Below are 22,572 nucleotides of genomic sequence, written 5' to 3'. Positions count from 1 at the left end.
TGCCGACCCGAGACTCGGGCTGGGCGACACTCCTCGCGGCCGTCGGGCCGAGAGACGTCGCACAGCCCGAGTCTCGTCACGTGTGCAGCGCGATCGATCAGACAGGATGGAAGCATGACCGGGACCCGTGGGCGGCAGCTGCTGCCCGGACAGACCAGCCGGGTGCACGTGTACGACGTGGCCTCACGGACGAGCCGACTCGTGTTCGAGTCGAGCGAACTGCTGGTCGAGGCGCCGAACGTGCTGCACGACGGCACGATCGTCCTCAACGGCGGGGGTGACCTCTGGCTCCTCCGGCAGAGCGGGGCGGTGCTCGACGAGACCGCGCTGGTGCCGGTGCCGATGCCCGGCGTCGCCGAGATCAACAACGACCACGTGCTCGACCCCGCGGGGGGATCGGTCGTGGTGAGCGCCCGGGACGGCGAGCTGTACCGCGTGCCGCTGCCCGACGGTGGATCGGCGACGCGCATCACCGACACCGCGTCGGTGCTCCCGGTCGTGCGGAAGTACTACCTGCACGGCATCGCCCCCGACGGCTCGGCCCTCGCCGCGATCGTCGGGGAGCGCACACCGGAGGGCGTCTGGACGACCGACGTCGCCCTCGTCGACCCGCTGACCGGGGCCACGACGTTCCTGACCCGCGACGAACACCCGGACGACGGCTGCACGATCACGCCGGACGGGCGGACGCTCCTGTTCACCACCGAGCGCTTCACGCCGGGCACCGCCCAGCTCGCGTCGCTCCGGCTCGGTGGTGACGGCGGTGGTGCGGGGGACGGCGGTGTGGGCGACGGTGCTGCGTCCGACGGTGCTGCGGGCGACGCGGTGCGGATCACCGCCGACGACCGTGTGAACTGGTTCCCGCACCTGTCACCGGACGGCGCGCACCTGCTCTACCTGTCCTACGAGCCCGGCGTGCAGGGGCACCCCGCGGACCACCCGGTCGAGCTGCGGCTGCTGCCCGGGGTCCTGGCGCGTGGTGCACGGATCGCCGTCGTGCCCGAGACTCTCGTCGCGCTCGACGGCGGTCAGGGGACGGTCAACGTGCCGCCCTGGTCGCCGGACTCGCGCTGGTTCGCGTACTGCGACTACCCGGTGGCCTGAGCGCGTCGAGCGACCACCGTGCGCGGGTCAGCCCGCGTCGCCGTAGGTACGACGGAGGTGCTCGGCGTAGCCGCCCGGGGTCCTGCCGGTGAAGCGCCCGCTCGTCACCACCGGGAGCTCGGTCGTCGCCCGCACGTCGAGCCCGAGTGCCCGTGCCCGTTCCACCAACCGGACGTCCTCGTGCTCCGGCACGGGGTCGAACCCGCCGAGCGCGGTGTCGGCGTCCGCCCGCACGCCGAGGTTCGCGCCGTGCACGTGCCCGAGCGTCGCCCCCGGCGGGTGCGCCACCCGCCAGCGCTCGAGCACGGCGGGGTCGAGGTCGTCCGGGTCGGGGACCACCGCGCCGACGAGCAGGTGCGCCCCCGCGAGCAGGGCGTCCACCTGCTGCACGAGCCACTGCGGATGGACGCGCGAGTCGGCGTCGGTGTGCGCGAACCAGTGCCGAGCGGGCGACACCGTCCGGGCGAGTGCCCTCGCGTGCGCGGTCCCGACAGCCCGCGCACGCCCCACGCCGACACGGGCCGAGGTCCGGACGTGCAGTCGCCCGGTCCGCCACGCCGGGTCCGCCCGTCGCGCCGCCTCGACGATGCCGGCCGTGCCGTCGGTGCAGCCGTCGAGGACGAGCGTGACCCCCGAGCGGACCGACGGGTGCGCCGCCTGGAGGGCCTCCACGGCCGCGGCGAGCGCGTCGAGGGCGGCGCGGACGGTGGTCTCCTCGTCGTGCACGGGGACGACCACGTCGATGCGTGCCGCACTCACCGGACGAGTCCCTCGGCCCGGCCGACCGAGGTGACGGCCGGGCCCGGCAGCACGCTGAGGACGAAGTCCTCCTCGACGTGGTGCACGAGCGCGGGCCGCGGCCAGCGGGCGGCCAGCCGGGCGTCCACGGTGTCACCGTCGGTCACGGCGTCGTCGTCGGGATGGCGCCAGTGGCAGGCGACGAGCACGCCGTCGTCGTCGAGCGTCTCCAGCACCCGGTCCACGGTCCGGTCGAGGTCGTCCGGCGACAGGTAGTAGCCGACCTCGGAGAGCACCACGAGGTCCCACCGCCCCTCCGGCCACTCCGCGGGGAACGCGGCCGTCTCGAAGCGCGCGTCCGGGGCGCGGTGCCGTGCCTGCTCGATCGCCGCGGCGGCGACGTCCGTCCCGAGGACCGCGTCCGCCCGTCCGGTCAGCGCCGCGGTGAGCACCCCGGTCGCGCAGCCGAGCTCGAGCGCCGACCGGAAGCGGGGACGGGGCAGCGCGGCCAGGGTGACGGCGCGCTTCCGCTGCTCGTACCAGGATCCCTCGAAGTCCCACCCCTCGGGCTTCCGGGCGTAGTGCGCGTCGAAGGACTCCCGCGAGCGGGACCGCAGCGGCGCGAACAGCCACTCCTCGGCGCGCAGGTGGTGGGCGGCGTGGCGGTCGTCGACGATCGCCTCGTCCCCGGGAGCGCCCGACAGCGGCAGCGTCTGCGAGGGGTACGCGGCCAGCGCCCTGGCCTTCCGGTCGCGGACGTCGGCGTCGAGGACGAGCGCGCGGGCCCGGTCCCACGGCGCGGTCGGGGCGGCGGGGTCGTCCCAGTGCCACGCCCACACCGGGTACGCGAGCAGGTCGGCCCCCGGCGTCGCGGCGACCACCTGCTCCGCGACCTCGCCGGCGATCCGGTGGTCGCGGTGGCCGTCCCCGCGCCACGGTGCGACGACGAGCGTCGGACGCGGCGCCCCGGCGAGCCGGTGCTCGAGTGCGGCCCGCAGCACGTCGGCGTGCTCGCGCACTGCGCCGTCGGGCACGTCGAGCTCGGTGGCACCGGCGGTCGGGTGCAGGACCCGGAGCGCAGCCCGGAACTCGTCCGACCGACGCGGGGCCAGTTCGGCCGGCGTCGTGGTGGGGGAGTCGGGGTGGGAGCGCTCGCCGCGGGTGACGAGGAGCACGTGGACGGGGATGCCGGCGTCGGCGGCCGTCGCGATCAGTCCGCCGGCGCCGAGGGTCTCGTCGTCCGGGTGCGGCGCGACGACGACCACGGCGCCGACGCCGTGCAGGTCGACCGGCACCGCGGGCACCGAGCGGAGGAACGCCGTCCAGGCCTCGGGATCGGCCCCGGGCTCGCGGTGGTCGAACCGCACCGCACGCCCCGTCACCACGCGACACCGCCGCGCTCGACGACGATCCGGCCGACACGGGCGAGGTCGCGCTCCCCGTGGTCCTGCAGCACGTAGAGCCCGAGGTCGGCGACCCGCGCGGCGACCGCGGGGTCGCTCGTCAGCGGAGCGGGGCCGAGCGTCGCGACGACGCGCTGGGACACGGCGTCGACCGCGCGACGCACCCGCGACCGCGTCACCTGCGCCACGAGCGACCAGTCGGTGTCGTCCGACCCCGATGCGTCGATCTGGGCCGCGGCGGTCGCGAGGGCGTCCTCGGCGTCGGCGAGGTCGACCACCGTCGCGCCGAGCGCTGCCCGGAGCAGCGCGGCGTCGGGGCGGTCCACCGTCGCGGACCGGAGCAGCCGGGCGAGCCCCACGGCTCCACCCCACCAGCAGGCCGCGACGCCGATGCCGCCCCACGCGAAGCCCGGACGGGTGAGGTACCAGCCGGGTGCACCGACGGCCGTCGCCCGGACACCGGAGAAGTCGACCGGACCGCTCGGGACGTCGGGCATCCCGCGTGCGACCCAGGCCTCGTCGTGCGGCGCGACACCCTCCTGTCGCAGGTCGACCGCGAACAGCTGCCGCCCGTCCCCGACGTGTGCGGTGACGAGCGCGTGCGAGAGCGTCGATGCGAGCGAGCACCACGGCTTCGTGCCGTCGAGCCGGACCGCGTCGGCACCGGCGTCGTTGTCGGGGGTGGCGGTGAGCGTCGTGCCCGGCGCCTCGGCCGCGAAGACGCCCCACGTCGAGCCCTCCGGAGCGGTGGAACCGGCCTGGGCGAGGATGCCGAGCGCGTCGAGGTGCGGCTCGACGGTGCGGGCGAGCGCGACGTCGGCGGCGGCGACGGCCGCGAGTGCCGCGAACGCGCCACCGGCGGTCCCTGCGGACAGGGGTGGAGCGGCGTCGGCCAGCCAGCGTGCGAAGGCGAGCCGGTCCTGCGGGGACGAGCCGGTCCTCCCGGCCGTCGCCTCGACGTCTGCGGTGTCGACGTCCGTGACGGACGGGGGCCAGGCCGGGGATCGCAGCATGAGGTCGACGCTACGGGCGACCGCCCGGGGGGCTCCTCGGGGAAGCGTCTGCCGGGCCACCGGACCGATCGGACGATCCACAGGGCAAGGAGGGGCCGTCCACAGACGGCCCATAGGAACCGCACCGATCCTCGATGACGTGACCATCTCGCAGCCCGCCGCAGCCCCTCGCCTCACCCGCGCCGACGGCACGCCGTTGCGCATCCTCGTCGTGGACGACGAGGCCAGTCTCACCGACCTGCTCTCGATGGCGCTCCGCTACGAGGGCTGGGACGTGAAGAGCGCGAACAGCGGGCAGGACGCCCTGACGACGGCACGCGAGTGGAAGCCCGACGCGATGGTGCTCGACGTGATGATGCCCGACCTCGACGGCCTGCAGGTGCTCGGGCGGCTGCGGCAGAACAACGACGACACCCCGGTGCTGTTCCTCACCGCCAAGGACTCCGTCGAGGACCGCGTCACCGGGCTGACCGCGGGCGGCGACGACTACGTCACGAAGCCGTTCTCCCTGGAAGAGGTGGTGGCGCGCCTCCGCGGGCTCGTCCGGCGCTCGCAGATCTCGGTGTCCGAGGCCGGCGACTCCCGGATCGTCGTCGGTGACCTGGTGCTCGACGAGGAGTCGTACGAGGTGTCCCGCGCCGGCCGGCCCATCGAGCTCACCGCGACCGAGTTCGAGCTGCTCCGCTTCCTCATGCGCAACCCCCGCCGGGTGCTCTCGAAGGCGCAGATCCTCGACCGGGTGTGGTCGTACGACTTCGGCGGCAAGTCCAGCGTCGTCGAGATCTACATCTCCTACCTGCGGAAGAAGATCGACGCCGGCGAGACCCCGATGATCCACACGGTGCGCGGCGTCGGGTACGTCATCAAGCCGACCTCGTGACGCTCCGACGACGGCTCGTCCTGAGCATCGTCGCGATCGTCGTCGCGCTCAGCACCGTGATCGGGGCGGGCAGCATCGTCGCGCTGTTCTCGATCCAGCGCGCCGCGATCGACGACCAGCTGACGAGCGCGACCAGCCGTGCGCAGCGGTCGGTCGAGCGGCAGGGCGCCGGTGGACCGGGGCTGGACATCACCCGTCCGAGCGGCCAGGCAGCCGGGACCCTCACGCTCTACTTCCTCGATGCACGGACCGTCGTCGGCGGGGTGCTCGCGCAGGACGGGGACGTCGTCGCGGTGCCCGACTCGTCGACGCAGCCGCTCTACGGGCTCCGGGTGGACGGCGCCACGCGCACCGTGGACCTCGGCGGCGACCTCGGCCGATACCGGGTCACCGCCGTGTCGCTCGGGACCGCCGTCCTGGTCGTCGGTCTGCCGATGACACCCGTCTACGAGAGCGTCGGGAAGCTGTTCGGCGTGGTGCTCGTGGTCACCGCACTCGCCCTGCTCGCCGCCACCGGGGTCGCCGCGGTCGTGGTCCGCCGGTCGCTGCGCCCGCTCGAGCGGGTCGCCGAGACCGCGTCGAGCGTCGCGCGGATGCCACTGGAGCGCAGCGACGCCCTCGACGGTGTCCGGGTCCCCGACACCGACCCGCGGACCGAGGTGGGGCGGGTCGGCACCGCCTTCAACCGCATGCTCGGGCACATCGCGGGCGCCATGCAGGCCCGGGAGCGCTCGGAGCAGAAGGTCCGGCAGTTCGTCGCCGACGCCTCGCACGAGCTCCGCACACCCCTCGCCTCGGTCCGGGGCTACGCGGAGCTCACCCGACGGATGGGTGCGGACCTGCCGCAGGACGTCGTCTACGCGATGAGCCGCATCGAGTCGGAGTCGCTCCGGATGACGAGCATGGTCGAGGACCTGCTGCTGCTCGCCCGCCTCGACGAGGGTCGCGAGGTCCAGTTCGCCGACGTCGACCTGACCGGCCTCGTGCTCGACGCGGTGAACGACGCCCACGCCGCCTCGCCCGACCACGTCATCGCGGTCGACGTGCCCGACGAGCCCGTGGTCGTCCCCGGCGACGCCGCCCGGCTGCACCAGGTGGTCGTGAACCTCGTGACGAACGCCCGGACGCACACCCCGGAGGGCACCCGCATCACGGTCGGCATCGCACGTGTGACGGACGGCGTCGACCTGACCGTGCACGACGACGGGCAGGGGATCGACCCGGAGTTCCTGCCGAAGCTGTTCGAACGGTTCGCGCGGGCGGACAGCTCACGGTCGCGGAGTGCCGGGTCGACGGGCCTCGGCCTGGCCATCGTCGACGCGGTCGTGCAGGCGCACGGTGGTCGCGTCGTCGTCGCGAGCGTCCCCGGCGACACCGTGTTCACGGTGCACCTGCCGGGCACCCGACCGGCGGACCCGGTCGCGGGGCCGACCGCGGGTGACGAGGCAACCGTCTGACGGACGGGAGGCGCGGGAGCGGCCCCGCCACGAGCCTCCCGTCCGCCGCTTGGTCACCGTCGGATCCTGTGGTACCTTCGTCGAAGCCAAAGACCGCCGGTCGTCTGTGCGCTTGCGCACAGACCGAAGGTCCTCACTCGTGGGGCAGCCAGCGCAGGTGTTCAGATCAACTCCTCCCGTTCGCGGGGGAGCAGCTCCGAGCCTCTGCGCCGGAGCTTTTTTCGTGTGGTGACCAGGGGCTAGCCGGCAAGAACCCCAAGGAGAACCATGGCGAACAAGGAAGCTGCGGTCGCCGAGCTCACGGAAGCATTCCAGAGCTCGAACGCCGTTCTGCTCACCGAGTACCGCGGTCTCACGGTCGCGCAGCTCAAGGAGCTCCGCAACTCGATCCGTGAGCACGCCACGTACGCCGTGGTGAAGAACACGCTGACCAAGATCGCGGCGAACAACTCCGGCATCACCTCGTTCGACGACGAGCTCGCCGGTCCGTCCGCTCTCGCCTTCGTCCACGGTGACACCGTCGCCGTCGCGAAGTCGCTGCGTGCATTCGCCAAGGCGAACCCTCAGCTCGTGGTGAAGGGCGGTTACTTCGACGGTAACCCGCTCACCGCGACCGAGGTGGACAAGCTCGCTGACCTCGAGTCCCGCGAAGTGCTGCTCGGCAAGCTCGCCGGCGCCTTCAAGGCCTCGCTGTTCGGTGCTGCGTACCTGTTCCAGGCACCCCTCTCGCAGGCCGTCCGCACCGTGGACGCCCTCCGCGAGAAGCAGGAGTCCGCGGCCTGACCAGGCACGCGTTCATCAACCACACGTACTAGCTAGTAGTAGGAGAAAATCATGGCGAAGCTTTCGCAGGACGAGCTCATCGAGGCCTTCAAGGAGCTCACGCTCATCGAGCTCTCGGACTTCGTGAAGAAGTTCGAGGAGGTCTTCGAGGTCACCGCTGCTGCCCCCGTCGCGGTCGCCGCGGCCGGTGGCGCTGCTGCCCCCGCCGAGGAGGTCGAGGAGAAGACCGAGTTCGACGTCGTGCTCAAGTCGGCCGGTGACAAGAAGATCCAGGTCATCAAGGAGGTCCGTGGCCTCACGTCGCTCGGCCTGGGCGAGGCCAAGGCGCTCGTCGAGACCGCCGACGCCAAGATCCTCGAGGGTGTCAACAAGGAGACGGCCGACAAGGCGAAGGAGGCCCTCGAGGCCGCCGGCGCCACGATCGAGCTCGCGTAGTCTCGACCTCTGGTCACGAAGGCCGCTGCCCCTCGGGGCGGCGGCCTTCGTCGTGCGCGGGGTGCCGGTGGGGGGCCGCGGGGCGCGAGTCTCGGGCTGAGCGACGCTTCTCGCGCCGATGGAGGCGAGAAGCGTCGCTGAGCGCGAGTCTCGGGCGAGGCTTGGCCGCTCACCAGGTGACACGGTGCTGGCGGAACAGCGCGCTCAGGCGGTCGGGATCGACGAGGTGCCACCACGTGGGACGCACCACCGTGCGGACGCAGGGCAGGGATCGCAAGCGGTCCTCGCGGATCTTCTCGTGCCAGACGGCCTCGGCGGGGCTGCGGCCGGCGAGCATGGTCGGGTCCGAGTACTTCTGCCGCCCGTCGAACTCGACGACCACGCCGAGGTCGGGGAGCCAGAAGTCGACGCGGTCGAGCGTGCCGTCCGGGTGCCGGAAGGTGTGCTGTGCGATCGGGCGGGGGACGCCGAGCTCGACCATCCGCACCGCGGTGTACGACTCGCCGACCGATTCGTGCTGCGGGTCGAGCGCCGCGGCGACCGTGCGGGCCCGGACCGATCCCCGACAGGGACCCACGGGGAGTGCATCGAGGAAGGCGTCGATCGGCAACGTGCCGGTCCGTACGGCGTGGTCGACGGCCACCGCCGCCACCGACGGCGGGGAGGTCGTCGCCAGGTCGAGCGCCGTGCGCAGGTGGCTGGTCACGGGTACCCCGGCGAGGACCACCGGCGGCGACTCGGTCACGGGCAGGCCTGCGTGGCGGACGACGCGTGCACGGTGTTCAGTGCGGCGCGTGCGCGGATCGACGAGGTGCACGCGCTCGGGTGGGGCGTCGATGACCGGCCACCCGAGGACGAGTGCAGCGGTCGTGTGCGAGAACGCCGCTCCCTGACGGACCGCCGGGGCGATCGCCCGTGCGAGCAGCAGGTGCCGAGCGTGTGGCACGAGCTGCTGCCAGACCGCCGCATCGACGTAGACCCCCTGGGCGAGCCGGACGAGCGCTCCGGCTCGGTGCCGTCGCTGCAACGCTCGCGCCGTGGCGAGGTCGTGCGGTGTTGCGCGGAGCAGGGTGGGCGGTTCGGTGTCCATGACCGCAGCGTGCAGGATGCGCGAGGTGACCATCGGAGGGCTGTGCGGTCCTGTGGATGGTGAGCCGCGCCTCCCGGCTGTGGACGAGTCTCGTCACGGGCGGCGCGAGACTCGGCCTGAACGACGCGTCTCGCGTGCGGGACCCCGAGATGTGTCGCTCAGGCCGAGTCTCGGGCGGGCGGGCGGGGGTCAGCGCAAGGTGCTGTGGCGGCGGCCGTAGGCCAGGTAGAGCACGGCGCCGGCGACCATCCACAGGCCGAACGCGATCCAGGTGCCGGCGCCGAGGAACACCGCGAGCAGCACGCAGCACAGGGTGCCGAGCACGGGGACGACCGGGAAGAGCGGGACCCGGTACGAGCGCTCGAGCTCCGGGCGGGTGCGACGGAGCAGGATCACCGACACGTTCACCAGGGCGAAGGCCACGAGCGTGCCGATGCTCGTGGCGTCGGCGAGCTCGCCGAGGGGCACGAGTGCTGCACCGACCGCGACCACGATGCCAACGATGAGGGTGTTCGGCACCGGGGTGCCCGTGCGCGGCGAGACCCGGCCGAACACGGACGGCACCATGCCGTCGCGCGCCATCGTCAGCAGGATGCGGGTCTGGCCGTAGAGCACCGTGAGCACGACGCTCGCGATGGCGATCACGGCGCCGATCGAGAAGACGAGCGCGACGACCGGCTGCCCGGTGACCTCGACCACGATGCGGACGAGCGAGGCCTCGTCGGACGAGAACGACGTCCAGGGGCGGGCGCCGATCGCGGCGATCGCGACGAGGATGTAGAGCGTCGTGACGATCACGATCGACCCGATGATCGCTCGCGGGAGGTCACGTCGGGGGTCCTTCGCCTCCTCGCCCGCGGTCGAGGCGGCGTCGAACCCGATGTACGAGAAGAACAGGCGCGAGGCCGCCGCGGTCACGCCGGCCGCCCCCATCGGCGCGAGGGGCGCGAAGTTCTGCGACGAGAAGGCCGTGAAGGCGACGACCACGAAGAACACCAGCAGCGCGATCTTCACCACGACCATGAGCGTGTTCACCCAGGCGCTCTCGCGGGCCCCCGGCAGCAGGACCGCCATCGCGAGGAGCACGAGCACGGCGGCCGGCAGGTTGACCACGCCGCCGTCGCCGGGCGGGGCGGCGATCGCCGCGGGCAGGTGGAGCCCGAAGACGCGCAGGGTCTCGTCGACGTACTCGCTGGCGCCGACCGCGACCGCGGCCACGGAGACCGCGTACTCGAGCACCAGGCACCAGCCGCACACCCAGGCGATGCCCTCACCCATCGTGGCGTACGTGTACGAGTAGCTCGACCCCGAGGTCGGCACCGCTCCTGCCATCTCGGCGTAGGACAGCGCCGACAGCAGCGCGGCCACGCCGGCGAGCACGAAGGAGATCCAGACCGCCGGACCCGCCAACGGCACGGCGGTCCCGAGCACGACGAGGATGCCGGTGCCGAGCGTCGCCCCGACGCTGATCATCATCAGGTGCCAGACCCCGAGCGAGCGTCGGAGCGGCTCACCGTCGACGCCCGCCGCGGCTTCGGCCTGCAGCTGCTCGATCGGCTTCCGGCGTGCGAGCTGGTGACGGAGGGACGTGGGGCGGGAGGGCGCGGACGTCATGGGACCTCGTGATCGGCGCGGGGAAGGGGACGGACGATGTTCGCACGGCCCCTGAACGGGGTCAAATACGCCCTGGGCTGACGACCGCCGCCCCGGTCGGACGCGGGGGATACCGTGGTGCCATGAGCATGGGCCACGGGATGCGACCGGGCGGTCCCCGCGGCGGCGGGCGGATCTCCAGCGGTGACGCGCAGGCGCAGCGGGCCGCGAACGCCGAGGCGCCCCGGATCCCGCACCTGCTCCGTCGCATCGCCGGGCTCTTCGTGCCGCACCGCCGGGCGATCGTGCTGACGGTCGTGCTCGTGCTCGTCGGTGCGGCGCTCTCGGTGATCCCGCCGCTGCTCACGCAGCAGGCCTTCGACCGCGGGCTCTTCCCGCCCTCGGGTCGGCCCGACCTGCCCGTCCTCCTCGAGCTGGTCGGCGGGATGGTCGCGCTCTGGATCGCGAGCGCCGGCGTCGGCATCTGGCAGACGTACCTGACGGCGACCGTGGGCAACCAGGTCATGGGTGCGTTGCGCATGCGGCTCTTCGAACACCTGCAGCGCATGGAGCTCGCGTTCTTCACCCGCACGAAGACCGGCGTCATCCAGTCGCGCCTGCAGAACGACGTGGGCGGCGTCGCGAGCGTGCTCAACAACACGATCTCCTCGGTGCTGGGCAACACCGTCACCGTCATCGCGGCGGTGGTGGCGATGCTGCTGCTCAGCTGGCAGATGACCCTGGTCGCGGTCGTGCTCCTGCCGCTGCTCGTCGTCGCCCAGCGCCGTGTCGGCCAGGTCCGCGCCCGGATCGCCGCCCAGACGCAGGAGTCGCTGTCCGACATGACGGCGATCACCCAGGAGGCACTGAGCGTCTCCGGCATCCTGCTCGCCAAGAGCTTCACCCAGCAGCGCAGCGAGACCCGGCGCTACGGGGACGAGAACCGCAACCAGATCCAGCTGCAGGTCCGGCAGCAGATGTCCGGTCAGTGGTTCTTCGCGATCGTCCAGGTCTTCCTGTCGATCATCCCGGCGGTCATCTACGTGGTCGCGGCGTACCTGATCATCGGTGACGTCCCGATCACCGCCGGCACCATCGTCGCGTTCACGACCGTGCAGTCGCGGCTGCTCTTCCCGACCGTCGGCCTGCTCCGGGTGGTGCTCGACCTGCAGACGTCCGGTGCGCTCTTCGCCCGGATCTTCGAGTACCTCGACCTCCGGCCGGCGATCACCGACGCAGCCGACGCACGGCCGGTGGACGAGTCGCGGCTGGGGCACGTGGCGTTCGACGACGTCTCGTTCACCTACCCGGACGGCGAACCGGACAAGCCGACGCTGCGCGAGGTCTCGTTCGACCTGCAGCCCGGACAGTTCGCGGCGTTCGTCGGACCGTCCGGCGCGGGCAAGACGACGATCTCGTACCTGGTGCCCCGGCTGTACGAGGCGTCGTCGGGCAGCGTGCGGTTCGCCGGGGCCGACGTGCGCGACCTGCAGCACGAGGACCTGATGCGCCACGTCGGGATCGTGAGCCAGGAGACGTACCTGTTCCACGCCTCCATCGGCGACAACCTGCGGTACGCGAAGCCGGACGCGACGGACGAGGAGCTCGAGCGCGCCGCCCGCGCGGCGAACATCCACGAGACCATCGCCTCGTTCCCCGACGGCTACGACACGGTCGTGGGGGAGCGGGGCTACCGGCTGTCCGGCGGCGAGAAGCAGCGCATCGCGATCGCTCGCGTGCTGCTGAAGGACCCGCCGGTGCTGGTGCTCGACGAGGCCACGAGCGCGCTCGACTCGATCTCCGAGCACGTGGTGCAGACCGCGCTCGACACCGCCGCAGCCGGACGCACCACGATCGCCATCGCGCACCGGCTGTCGACGATCCGCGACGCCGACGTGATCTTCGTGCTCGACCGCGGGCGGATCGTCGAGCGGGGGGACCACGACGAGCTCCTCGCGCGCGGCGGCGTGTACGCCTCGTTGTTCCACCAGCAGAACGACGGGTCGACATCGTTCGTCGCAACCGGGCCGACGGTCGGGCCCGCCACCTAGACTCGGCCGCGTGCGTTACGCGAACTCCGTCGTCGACCTGGTCGGTGACACCCCGCTCGTCCGACTGAACCGTGTCACCGAGGGCATCCGGGCGACCGTCCTGGTGAAGGTGGAGTACCTGAACCCGGGCGGCTCGTCGAAGGACCGCATCGCCACGCGGATCATCGACGCGGCCGAGGCGTCCGGCGAGCTGCGCCCGGGCGGCACGATCGTCGAGCCGACCTCCGGCAACACCGGGGTCGGGCTCGCGCTCGTCGCCCAGCAGCGCGGGTACCGCTGCGTCTTCGTGCTGCCGGACAAGGTCGGCGAGGACAAGCGCAACGTGCTCACCGCCTACGGCGCCGAGATCGTCGTGACCCCGACCGCGGTCCCACCGGACCACCCCGAGTCCTACTACTCGGTGTCCGACCGCCTGGTGCGGGAGATCCCCGGCGCCTACAAGCCGAACCAGTACGCGAACCCGAACGGACCGCGGAGCCACTACGAGACCACCGGTCCGGAGATCTGGCGCGACACCGAAGGCCGGCTGACGCACTTCGTCGCCGGCGTCGGCACCGGTGGCACCATCTCGGGCACCGGCCGCTTCCTGAAGGAGGCGTCCGACGGCCGCGTCCGGATCGTGGGCGCCGACCCCGAGGGCTCCGTCTACTCGGGCGGCACCGGTCGGCCCTACCTGGTCGAGGGCGTGGGCGAGGACTTCTGGCCCGGTGCCTACGACGCGGGCATCCCGGACGAGATCATCGCCGTCACCGACGCGGAGTCGTTCGCGATGACCCGGCGGCTCGCGCGCGAGGAGGGGCTGCTCGTCGGCGGGTCGAGCGGCATGGCCGTCGTCGCCGCCCTGCGTGCCGCACGCGACCTGACGGAGGACGACGTGGTCGTGGTGCTGCTGCCCGACGGCGGCCGCGGGTACCTCGGCAAGATCTTCAACGACCGGTGGATGCGCTCCTACGGCTTCGCCGACACCGACGACGCCCGCACGGTCGGTTCCGTCGTCGCCGGCAAGGACGGCCGGCTGCCCGACCTCGTGCACGCGCACCCGTCGGACACGGTGCGCGACGTCGTCGAGATCATGTCGACCTACGGCGTCTCGCAGATGCCCGTCCTGAGCGCCGAGCCTCCGGTCGTGATCGGCGAGGTCGTCGGCGCCGTCGCCGAGAAGGACCTGCTCGAGCAGGTCTTCACCGGCACCGCGGCGATGACCGACGCGGTGAGCGGCTTCGTCGGTGACCCGCTGCCCCTCATCGGGATCGGCGAGTCCCTGTCCGCCGCCCGTCGGGCGCTCGAGACCGTCGACGCGCTGCTCGTCGTCGACGACGGCAAGCCCGTCACCGTGCTCACCCGGCACGACCTGCTGACCTCCCTGTCCGACTGACCCGCAAGGAACCAGAACGCATGACCGAGTTCGCCACCCGCGCCGTCCACGCCGGCCAGGACCCCGACGCCACGACGGGCGCCGTCATCCCGCCCATCCACGTCACGAGCACCTACGTGCAGGACGGGGTCGGGAACATGCGGAACGGCTACGAGTACTCCCGCGGAGGCAACCCGACGCGGGACGCCCTGCAGACCCTGCTCGCCGACCTCGACGGCGGCGTCGCGGCGTACTCGTTCGCGTCGGGCCTGGCGGCCGAGGACGCCCTGCTCCGCGCGTACCTCGAGCCCGGCGCCCGCGTCGTGATGGGCAACGACGTCTACGGCGGGACGCACCGCCTCGTGAACCGTCTGCACGTGCCGTGGGGCGTGGAGCTCGTCGTCGTCGACATGAGCGACGTCGACCGGGTGCGTGCCGCGCTCGAGGGCGCCCCGGCCAAGACGGTGCTGTGGGTGGAGACCCCGACGAACCCGCTCATGAAGATCGCCGACATCGCGCTCCTCTCCGAGGTCGGGCACGCCGCCGGCGCCCTGGTCGTCGTCGACAACACCTTCGCGTCGCCGTACCTGCAGCAGCCGCTGTCGCTCGGCGCGGACGCGGTGTCGTACTCGACCACGAAGTACCTCGGCGGGCACTCCGACGTCGTCGGCGGCGCGGTCGTCCTGCGGGACCCGGAGTTCGCGGAGCAGGTCGGCTTCCTGCAGTTCGGTGCGGGCGCGATCGCGTCGCCGTTCGACGCCTTCCTGACGACCCGCGGCATCAAGACGCTGCCGGTGCGGATGGAGCGGCACTCGTCGAACGCGCAGGCCGTGGCCGAGGCGCTCGTCTCCGCGCCGGGCGTCGAGCGCGTGTACTACCCCGGTCTCGCCGACCACCCCGGGCACGAGGTCGCCGCGAAGCAGATGCGCGGCTTCGGCGGCATGCTGTCGGTCGCCCTGTCCGGCGGGCCCGAGGCGGCGAAGCGCTTCGTCGAGTCGACCGAGGTCTTCACGCTCGCCGAGTCCCTCGGCGGCGTGGAGTCGCTCATCGGGTACCCGAGCGAGATGACGCACGCGTCGGTCAAGGGCACCGAGCTCGCCGTCCCCGAGAACGTCGTCCGCCTGTCGGTGGGCATCGAGGACCAGGGCGATCTGGTCGGGGACGTGCTGCAGGCGCTGTCCCGCTGACCACGGGTCCGCTGACGTCCCGCTGGCCAAGGCCGTCGACGCGGGCGGGACGGACGGGAGGCTCCCCACCGGACCGGTGGGGAGCCTCCCGTCCGTCATCAGGACCTGACGGATCGTCGGTGCGCGCCCCTAGGCTGGCCCGGTGAGCAGTGTGGCGACGAGGTCGGGGATCCTCAGCGGGCGCTACGCGCTCGCGACCCTGGGGATGGTCGCGATCGTCGGGGTGGCCGCGTTCCAGAACCTCGCGATGACGACGGTGATGCCCCGGGTCAGCCGCGACCTCGACGGGCAGACCCTCTACGCGCTCGCCTTCGCCGCCCCGCTCGCCGCCGGGGTGCCCGGGATGGTGCTCGCGGGGACGTGGACGGACCGCTCGGGCGGCCGGGTCGTCGCCTGGGTGTCGGCGGTCTTCTTCGCCCTGGGGACGGCCGTCGTGATGACCGCGCCGACGATGGGGGTGTTCCTGGCCGGTCGTCTCGTCGAGGGCTTCGGCGCCGGCGCGATCGACGTCGTGCTGTACGTGCTGGTCGCCAGGATCTTCCCGGCCGAGCTGCACGGGCCGGTCTTCGCCGGGTTCGCCGCGGCCTGGGTCGTGCCCGCGCTCGTCGGGCCGGCGCTCGCCGGGGTCGTGACCGAGGTGTGGGGCTGGCACTGGGTCTTCGCGGGCGCCCTCGTCATCGCGGTCGTCGCCTTCGCGCTCCTCGTGCCGACGCTGGCGCGCCTGCACGCGCCGCCGGTCGAGCGCCGGCCCCCGTGGCAGGCGGGGCGCATCGCGTGGTCGGTCGCCGCGGCGCTCGCGATCCTGCTGCTCAACGTCGCGCCGGACCTCGGTCCGTGGGCGCGGGTCGTGGCCGTCGTCATCGGGGTCGTCGGCGCGTGGGCGGCCCTGCGGCCGCTCCTGCCCACGGGCACCTTCCGTGCGGCCGCGGGCCTGCCGTCCGTGGTGCTCCTGCGCGGCCTGGTCGCGGCGGCGTTCTTCGGCAGCGAGGCCTACGTCCCCTTCCTGCTGCAGGCACGGCACGGCCTGAGCGCCTCGGCAGCGGGACTCGCGCTGACCGTCGCCGCCCTGAGCTGGGCCGGGGCGAGCTGGCTGCACGGCCGGCTCGGGGAGCAGCGGCTCACCGCGTCGCGGACCTTCGGGACCGGACTCACGCTCGTCCTGGTCAGCCTGACCAGCGCGCTCGCCGTCGCGGTGTGGGGGCTGCCGTGGTGGGTGCTCGTGGCGGGGTGGTTCGTCGGCGGCGCCGGGATGGGCGCGATGTACCCGCGGCTGTCGATGCTGACGCTCCGTTTCTCGGGCGAGGGCGACGACGGCTTCGCGAGCTCGGCACTGACGATCGCCGACGCCTCGGGGAGCGTGGTCGGCCTCGCGGTCACCGGCCTGCTCTTCGTCGGCAGCGGGGGAGCCGACGGTGCGTGGTCCTTCCCGCTCGTCTTCGTCGCGATGACGGCGATCGCACTCGTCGGCACGGTGGCGGTCCGGCGGCTCGGGACCGTGCCCGCGCCACCGACCCCCGGCGCCGCGTGACCCGACCGGCGGTAGCGTGGGAGTCCGATCGAGCCGAGGAGGTCCCGTGCGCACCAGCGTCGTCGCCGTCCTCGTGGCGGTGACCCTCGCCCTGACCGGGTGCCAGGGGCCGACGACCGCTGCGCCGACCCCGGTCCGCAGCACCGACCTGACGAGCTCCGACGGCGGGTTCGCCGAGGACGCCGTGGTCGGAGCGGTGCTCGCCCCGGGGGACGACGCGCTCGCCGAGGACCTCGAACGCGGGCTCGACGATGCCGGGTTCGAGCCGGACGTCCGGGTGGCAGGTGGCCCGGGGACTGCGGCTGGGGACCCTGCGGCCGGGGACCCTGCGGCCGAGCAGGCCCGCGCCGTCGACGCGCTCGTCCGAGCCGGGGCGAAGGCGTTGCTCGTGCACCCCGTCGACGCCGACGCGCTCGCCGGTGCCGTCCAGACCGCGCACGACGCCGGTGTGGTGGTGGTCTCGGTCGGCGATCCGGTCCCGACGAGCGGCACCGGTGGCGACGGCATCTCGGCCGACCACCGCGTGCCCGCGGCAGCGGATGCCGGGGACACCGCCCGGTCGGCCGTCGAGGTCGTCCGGTCGCTGCAGCGCGGCGAGCAGCCGGACCCGGCCGACTGACGAGACCGGCGTCGCCGGTCCGTGCGGGTCAGCGCGAGCGGACCCGGGTGCCGGCTCGGCTCAGTGCCACCAGGCCGGGAACGACAGGGTGATCGTCTCGACCAGGGACCTCCGCGAGCGGCGGGGGCCGGCGAGCCAGGCCTCGATCGCACCGACGAAGCCCTGGGCGACGAACCCGGCTGCGACGTCGTCGAGCAGGGGCGGGCGTGACGCCGGGTCGAGCTCGCGGATGTGCTGCGCGCTCGAGACCGTCAGGTGCTGCACGAGCAGACGGTGCAGGGAGGCGTCCTCGCTGTCCGGGAGTCCGCGGGCGTAGATGTCGCGGTGTGCGACGACGTGCTCGACGACGGCGTCGATGCTGCGCCGCGTGATCGCCGCGAGCTCGTCCGGACCGGCGCCGCGGGCGGAAGCGGTGTGCCGTGCCTCCGCGTCGTCCTCGCGGATGCGGTCGAGCTCGGGCGTCAGCACGTCGGCGAGGAGCGAGCCGGGGGACACCGCGTGCGAGTAGAACGTGGCCCGGTTGATGCCGGCGGCGCGCGTGACGTCGGCCACCGTGATGGCGGAGACGGGGCGGTCCGCTGCGAGTCGGAGGATCGCCTCGCGCAGCGATGCCGTGGTGTGCACGATCCGGGCGTCGACCACGACACCACCCCCTCTTCGTTCCGTCCGCACCAGGCGGCGCTCGGGCAGTCCGACGTTACCGCACGGCGACCGCGTGGACGGGACAGAGCGCGCAGCGTGACCCGGTCCGAGCCGTGCGGGCGTCGCGAGAGCGCTCACACAGGCCCTAGGATGGTTCCGACGCCGAATCGATTCGATTCGACCTGATCCGGTCAGCGTCCGGCTCCCTCGGCCGCTCGTGGACGTCCTCGACGTCGTCGAGCCGACCCGATCCCGTCTCTCCTGCACCCGACCCCGTGAAGGACCGCTCGTGACCGCGCCCGCCACCACCGGCTCGCTCCGCGTCGTGCTGCACCCCGGTGACTCGCTCACCCGGCGGCAGCGCCTCGTCTACGTCTTCGTGCTCGGCGCGCTCACCGCGCTCGGGCCGTTCACCATCGACCTGTACCTGCCGGCGTTCCCGTCGCTCGAGCGCGAGTTCGGCATCAGCGAGGGCGCCGTGCAGCTCACGCTGACCGCGACCACGCTCGGGTTCGCGGTCGGACAGCTGCTCGTCGGGCCGTGGAGCGACAAGGTCGGGCGGCGCCTCCCGCTGATCATCGCCACGTCCGTGCACGTCGCGGCGTCGGTGGGTGCCGCGCTCGCGCCGGACGTCGAGGTGCTCGCGCTGTTCCGCGTCCTGCAGGGCATGGGCGCGGCGGCGGGTGGCGTCGTCGCGATGGCCACCGTCCGCGACCTGTTCGGCGGCAAGCCGCTCGTGCGGATGCTCTCGCGCCTGGCGATGGTGAACGGCCTCGCACCGATCCTCGCCCCGCTGATCGGCTCGCAGATGCTGCAGTTCGTGAGCTGGCGCGGTGTGTTCGTGTTCCTCGCGTGCTACGGCGCCGCCGTCGTGATCGCGTCGTCGCTGCTCATCGTGGAGACCCTGCCGCCGGCACGCCGCAGGGAGGCCGGTCACTCCACGATCGGGCAGCGCTACAAGGCCCTGTTGTCCGACCGCATCTTCGTCGGGGTCGCGCTCATCGGGGCGATGGTCTTCAGCGGACTGTTCTCGTACCTGTCCGCGTCGCCGTTCCTGTTCCAGACGGTCTACGGTCTCGACGCGCAGCAGTACGGCCTGCTCTTCGCCGTGAACTCGATCGGCGTCGTCGTCGGCGTGCAGGTGTCGTCCCGGCTGGCGCAGCGCGTCGGCCCGCAGTGGATCCTCGCCTGTTCGACCGCCACCCTGCTCGTGTCCGCCGTGGCGATCGTGGTGCTCGACCAGCTCGGCGCCGGCCTCGTCGGGGTCCTCGTGCCGCTGTGGTTCTTCATCGCCGCGTGCGGGTTCACCTTCCCGCTGGTGCAGGTGATCGGTCTCGCCGCGCACGGCAAGGAGGCCGGTACCGCCGCCTCGCTCCTCGGCGCGCTGAACTTCGGGGTCGCCGGGCTCGTGTCGCCGATCGTCGGGTGGCTCGGGATCACCGCGGCCACGCCCATGGCGGCCGTGATGGCCTGCACGGCCGCGGTCGCCGTCCTCGTGCTCTGGGTGGTCGTGCGGCCGCGGACGGTGCCGGCGCTCTCGCACTGACGCGACGCCGTCCGCGGCCGGCTGGCGCTCGCGGGTACCCGGACCGGCGACCGTCCCCGTCCGTATGCTGCGGACATGACCGACGCGGTGGAGCGGGCACGGGCAGCGGCAGCAGCGGCGCAGGCAGCGGCCGAGGAGGCGCGACGGCTCGCCGACGAGGCGGCCCGACGGGCCGAGGAGCTCGCTGCGGCGCTGGAGCGGGCGACCGGCACGGCGCCCACTCCGTCCGCGGCACCCGGCGTGACGGCGCCGCCCGACGCCGGGCCGGTACCTGACGCGACCACCGAGCCCGACGCGACCACGGGGCCTGACGTGACCACAGCCGGGGGTGGGACGGCGTCGGTGCCGGACACCGAGCCTCCCGGCCCGCTCGGTCCCGACGCGGTCGAGGCGATCCGCGCCGGGTACGCCGTCGAGGGCACCGCCCTCGAGTTCGGCGCCCTCGTCAACGGCAGCGCCCTGCCCGACGTCCAGGTCCGGATCCCGCTCGGCATGCTCAACCGGCACGGCCTGGTCGCCGGGGCGACGGGCACGGGCAAGACCCGCACGCTCCAGCTGCTCGCCGAGCAGATCGCCGCGAACGGCGTCCCCGTGTTCGCGGCCGACGTGAAGGGCGACCTCTCCGGACTCGCCGAGGCCGGGCAGCCGAACGCGAAGCTCCTCGCCCGCACCGAGGCGATCGGACAGCGGTGGCAGGGCATCGCGAGCGCGACGGAGTTCTACTCGCTCGGCGGTCAGGGCACCGGTGTGCCGATCCGTGCGACCGTGTCCGGCTTCGGGCCGCTGCTGCTGTCCAAGGTGCTCGGCCTGAACGCGACGCAGGAGTCGTCGCTCGGGCTGGTGTTCCACCACGCCGAACGCGCCGGACTGCCGCTCGTCGACCTGTCGGACCTGCGCGCCGTGCTCACGTACCTGGTGAGCGACCAGGGCAAGGCCGAGCTGGCCGAGCTGGGCGGGCTGTCGAAGCAGACGGCCGGGGTGATCCTCCGTGAACTCGTGACCTTCGCCGACAAGGGCGCGGACCGGTTCTTCGGGGAGCCCGAGATCGACACGCAGGAGTTCCTGCGCACCGCCCCGGACGGCCGCGGGATCGTGAGCCTGCTCGAGGTGCCGGGCGTGCAGGACCAGCCCGAGGTGTTCTCGACGTTCCTGATGTGGCTGCTCGCGGACCTCTTCAACGAACTGCCCGAGGTCGGCGACACGGACGCGCCGAAGCTCGTGTTCTTCTTCGACGAGGCGCACCTGCTGTTCTCCGGGTCCTCGAAGGACTTCCGCGAGCAGATCGTCCGCACCGTGCGGCTCATCCGGTCGAAGGGCGTCGGCATCGTCTTCGTCACGCAGACGCCGAAGGACCTGCCCGACGACGTGCTCGCGCAGCTCGGCTCGCGGGTGCAGCACCAGCTCCGGGCGCACACCCCGGACGACGCGAAGGCGCTGCGCGCGACCGTGTCGACCTACCCGACGAGTGACTACGACCTGGGGGAGGTCCTGACCTCGCTCGCGACGGGCGAGGCGATCGTGACGGTGATGAACGAGGACGGCGCGCCCACGCCGGTGGCGTGGACCCGTCTGCGGGCACCGCAGGGGTCGATGGACGCACTGCCGTCGGGCGTCCTGGAGGCGCGGGTCACCTCGTCCCCGCTCCTCGCCCGGTACGGCACCGCGGTCGACCCCGAGTCGGCCCGCGAGGTCCTGGCCGCGCGGATGGAGTCGGCCGCCGCGGAGGAGGCGGCCGCACAGGCGCAGGCGGACGCCGAGCAGGAGGCCGCCCGAGCCGCTGCCGCGGCGGCGAAGGAGGCGGCCGCACGGGCCGCCCGGGACGAGCGCGACCGGAAGGCGGCACAGGCGGAGTACGAGCGGACGCAGCGCGAGTTCGAACGGGCGGAACGGGCCGCGGCGAGGCGCCGGTCGCGGACGACGTCGACGCGTTCGTCCCGGTCCGGTGGGCGGGCTGCGGACGACCCGCTCGGCGGGCTGCTGGGCAACGGCCTCGGGCAGACCATCGCCGAGGAGGTCGTCCGCGGCATCTTCTCGACCCTGCGGCGGCGGCGCTGAGGATCGGGTCGGACGGCCGTCGAGCGGCCGTCCGGCTCAGCGGGTCAGGAGGCCGACGGTCTCGACCGCGAGCAGCCCGGCGACGATGCACGCCGCGGCCACGGCGACCAGCAGCACGCCACCGCGCCGCTCGTACCAGGTGCGGCTCGTCGGCCAACGGCGGGCGACCTCGCGGACGTGGACCGGGCGGCGCTCGTGCTCGACGGGCACACCGAGCACCTCGACCACGCGGTCGAGGGCGCCGTCGCCCCAGACGTCGCCGCGCAGCCGGAAGAGGTGCGCCCCGTCGGCGTCGAAGGCGAGGAGTTCGCGCGCGGTCCGGTCGGGCGACGTGGCGTAGGTCGGAGCGATGACCAACCGGTCGATCCGGGCACGGGCGACGCGGCGGTCGGGGCTGAGGACGGCGTTCAGGACGACGACGTCGGCGTCGATCCCGAGGAAGGCCTGACCGAGTCGGACGAAGAGGACCCCGAGGGCCACGGCGAGGGCGACGACGAGCCCGGCGACGAGGGCCCACCAGCGCTCCGGCAACGACACCCAGACGAGCGCGACGGCGAGGGGCACGGCGGAGCAGACGACGCTCAGCACGGTGGAACGGACGAGCGAGCGCCGCGGGCGCAGGACCACGTCGTAGACCGGCGTCCGCAGACGCCCGGCAGCCGACACCGTCGCTTCCCCCACGTGGGTCTCCTCACCCCTCGGGCGCGTGGGCAGGCCGAGTGGCCCACCGCGGGTGACGCCCCTGCCGCCCGCTGCACCGTGTCCGACCCGTCCCGGGGTCGTCCGTCTGCACAGACTAGGGGCAGGACGGGGCGGAGGACAGTCCGTTCCACCCCCGATGGGCGTTTCCCGGCCAGGACGCACCGAGCGGGGTGCGGGCGTGTCCCACGAGTGGGGGACGACCCGGGTCGGGACGAGCATCCGGGAACGACGAAGGGCGCGTCCTGGTGGACGCGCCCTTCGGTGCTGCTGGCGGAGAATGGGGGATTCGAACCCCCGAGGGCTTGCACCCAACACGCTTTCCAAGCGTGCGCCATAGGCCACTAGGCGAATTCTCCTCGCGCCACCTCGCGGTGACGACACCCCATGGTACA

The 22,572-nt window shown here is 73.1% G+C and carries 19 protein-coding genes and 1 tRNA gene; 12 read left to right on the top strand and 8 right to left on the bottom strand.

From position 1 onward, the window contains the following. The first annotated feature begins 114 nt into the window (after positions 1 to 114). Positions 115 to 1,104 (top strand): TolB family protein, encoded by a 990-nt coding sequence (locus ABIC52_RS08460; RefSeq protein ID WP_126891265.1) that lies wholly within the window; start codon positions 115 to 117, stop codon positions 1,102 to 1,104. Positions 1,105 to 1,131: 27 nt separating this feature from the next. On the opposite strand, the gene ABIC52_RS08455 is transcribed toward ABIC52_RS08460, so the two are convergent. Genes ABIC52_RS08455 through ABIC52_RS08445 form a run of 3 tightly spaced genes read right to left on the bottom strand, consistent with a single transcriptional unit; the run spans position 1,132 to position 4,258 of the window. Next, positions 1,132 to 1,863: a glycosyltransferase family 2 protein gene (locus ABIC52_RS08455; RefSeq protein ID WP_354027089.1), complete on the bottom strand. Its 732-nt coding sequence runs from the start codon at positions 1,861 to 1,863 to the stop codon at positions 1,132 to 1,134. After that, positions 1,860 to 3,209, bottom strand: coding sequence for a PIG-L family deacetylase (locus ABIC52_RS08450; RefSeq protein WP_354027088.1), 1,350 nt, complete (start codon positions 3,207 to 3,209; stop codon positions 1,860 to 1,862). Before ABIC52_RS08450 ends, ABIC52_RS08455 begins: the two co-directional genes overlap by 4 nt. A gap of 11 nt (positions 3,210 to 3,220) precedes the next feature. Beyond that, on the bottom strand, positions 3,221 to 4,258 hold the full coding sequence (locus ABIC52_RS08445) for an acyl-CoA dehydrogenase family protein (protein ID WP_209824174.1): 1,038 nt from the start codon (positions 4,256 to 4,258) through the stop codon (positions 3,221 to 3,223). Positions 4,259 to 4,403: 145 nt separating this feature from the next. Here ABIC52_RS08445 and ABIC52_RS08440 point away from each other — a divergent pair, with 145 nt between their 5' ends. The 4 genes from ABIC52_RS08440 to rplL all read left to right on the top strand — a co-directional run bounded on the left by ABIC52_RS08440 (position 4,404) and on the right by rplL (position 7,813). Beyond that, entirely contained in the window at positions 4,404 to 5,138 is a 735-nt protein-coding gene (locus ABIC52_RS08440) for a response regulator transcription factor (protein WP_369333550.1), read from the top strand. Beyond that, positions 5,135 to 6,595 (top strand): sensor histidine kinase, encoded by a 1,461-nt coding sequence (locus ABIC52_RS08435; protein WP_209824173.1) that lies wholly within the window; start codon positions 5,135 to 5,137, stop codon positions 6,593 to 6,595. The genes ABIC52_RS08440 and ABIC52_RS08435 overlap by 4 nt, the downstream gene beginning before the upstream one ends. Before the next feature lie 267 nt (positions 6,596 to 6,862). After that, positions 6,863 to 7,378: a 50S ribosomal protein L10 gene (gene rplJ, locus ABIC52_RS08430; protein WP_058727460.1), complete on the top strand. Its 516-nt coding sequence runs from the start codon at positions 6,863 to 6,865 to the stop codon at positions 7,376 to 7,378. A gap of 51 nt (positions 7,379 to 7,429) precedes the next feature. Further along, on the top strand, positions 7,430 to 7,813 hold the full coding sequence (gene rplL / locus ABIC52_RS08425; RefSeq protein ID WP_066655204.1) for a 50S ribosomal protein L7/L12: 384 nt from the start codon (positions 7,430 to 7,432) through the stop codon (positions 7,811 to 7,813). A 169-nt stretch (positions 7,814 to 7,982) separates the two neighbouring features. On the opposite strand, the gene ABIC52_RS08420 is transcribed toward rplL, so the two are convergent. After that, positions 7,983 to 8,903 (bottom strand): hypothetical protein, encoded by a 921-nt coding sequence (locus tag ABIC52_RS08420; RefSeq protein WP_354027087.1) that lies wholly within the window; start codon positions 8,901 to 8,903, stop codon positions 7,983 to 7,985. A 189-nt stretch (positions 8,904 to 9,092) separates the two neighbouring features. Beyond that, positions 9,093 to 10,517, bottom strand: a complete 1,425-nt coding sequence (locus ABIC52_RS08415) for an APC family permease (protein ID WP_126892187.1) — start codon at positions 10,515 to 10,517, stop codon at positions 9,093 to 9,095. Between the two features lie 128 nt (positions 10,518 to 10,645). On the opposite strand from ABIC52_RS08415, the gene ABIC52_RS08410 reads away from it, so the two are divergent. The 5 genes from ABIC52_RS08410 (at position 10,646) to ABIC52_RS08390 (ending at position 17,235) form a co-directional block, all read left to right on the top strand. After that, positions 10,646 to 12,547, top strand: coding sequence for an ABC transporter ATP-binding protein (locus tag ABIC52_RS08410; protein ID WP_354027123.1), 1,902 nt, complete (start codon positions 10,646 to 10,648; stop codon positions 12,545 to 12,547). A 10-nt stretch (positions 12,548 to 12,557) separates the two neighbouring features. Beyond that, positions 12,558 to 13,922, top strand: a complete 1,365-nt coding sequence (locus ABIC52_RS08405; protein WP_354027086.1) for a cystathionine beta-synthase — start codon at positions 12,558 to 12,560, stop codon at positions 13,920 to 13,922. Between the two features lie 20 nt (positions 13,923 to 13,942). Beyond that, positions 13,943 to 15,088, top strand: coding sequence for a cystathionine gamma-synthase (locus ABIC52_RS08400; RefSeq protein ID WP_126892185.1), 1,146 nt, complete (start codon positions 13,943 to 13,945; stop codon positions 15,086 to 15,088). 142 nt (positions 15,089 to 15,230) lie between these two features. Then, entirely contained in the window at positions 15,231 to 16,616 is a 1,386-nt protein-coding gene (locus tag ABIC52_RS08395) for an MFS transporter (RefSeq protein ID WP_354027085.1), read from the top strand. A gap of 46 nt (positions 16,617 to 16,662) precedes the next feature. Next, complete coding sequence (locus ABIC52_RS08390; RefSeq protein ID WP_354027084.1) at positions 16,663 to 17,235, top strand: substrate-binding domain-containing protein; 573 nt, start codon at positions 16,663 to 16,665, stop codon at positions 17,233 to 17,235. 60 nt (positions 17,236 to 17,295) lie between these two features. Here ABIC52_RS08390 and ABIC52_RS08385 read toward each other — a convergent pair whose 3' ends face one another. After that, entirely contained in the window at positions 17,296 to 17,877 is a 582-nt protein-coding gene (locus ABIC52_RS08385) for a TetR/AcrR family transcriptional regulator (RefSeq protein ID WP_161972696.1), read from the bottom strand. A gap of 289 nt (positions 17,878 to 18,166) precedes the next feature. Between ABIC52_RS08385 and ABIC52_RS08380 the strand changes: the two genes are divergently transcribed. Both ABIC52_RS08380 and ABIC52_RS08375 read left to right on the top strand, forming a co-directional pair. Continuing rightward, positions 18,167 to 19,423 carry a multidrug effflux MFS transporter gene (locus ABIC52_RS08380; RefSeq protein ID WP_209824171.1) on the top strand — a complete coding sequence of 419 codons (1,257 nt, stop codon included), beginning with the start codon at positions 18,167 to 18,169 and terminating at the stop codon, positions 19,421 to 19,423. 75 nt (positions 19,424 to 19,498) lie between these two features. Beyond that, positions 19,499 to 21,478 carry a helicase HerA-like domain-containing protein gene (locus tag ABIC52_RS08375; protein ID WP_354027083.1) on the top strand — a complete coding sequence of 660 codons (1,980 nt, stop codon included), beginning with the start codon at positions 19,499 to 19,501 and terminating at the stop codon, positions 21,476 to 21,478. 36 nt (positions 21,479 to 21,514) lie between these two features. On the opposite strand, the gene ABIC52_RS08370 is transcribed toward ABIC52_RS08375, so the two are convergent. Next, positions 21,515 to 22,159 (bottom strand): hypothetical protein, encoded by a 645-nt coding sequence (locus tag ABIC52_RS08370; protein WP_209824169.1) that lies wholly within the window; start codon positions 22,157 to 22,159, stop codon positions 21,515 to 21,517. A gap of 289 nt (positions 22,160 to 22,448) precedes the next feature. Further along, a tRNA-Ser gene (locus ABIC52_RS08365) sits at positions 22,449 to 22,536 on the bottom strand. Positions 22,537 to 22,572 lie beyond the last annotated feature (36 nt).

The sequence above is a fragment of the Curtobacterium oceanosedimentum genome (genome assembly GCF_040545555.1).
GTDB lineage: Bacteria > Actinomycetota > Actinomycetes > Actinomycetales > Microbacteriaceae > Curtobacterium.
This window is presented reverse-complemented; position numbering and strand designations above follow the sequence as displayed.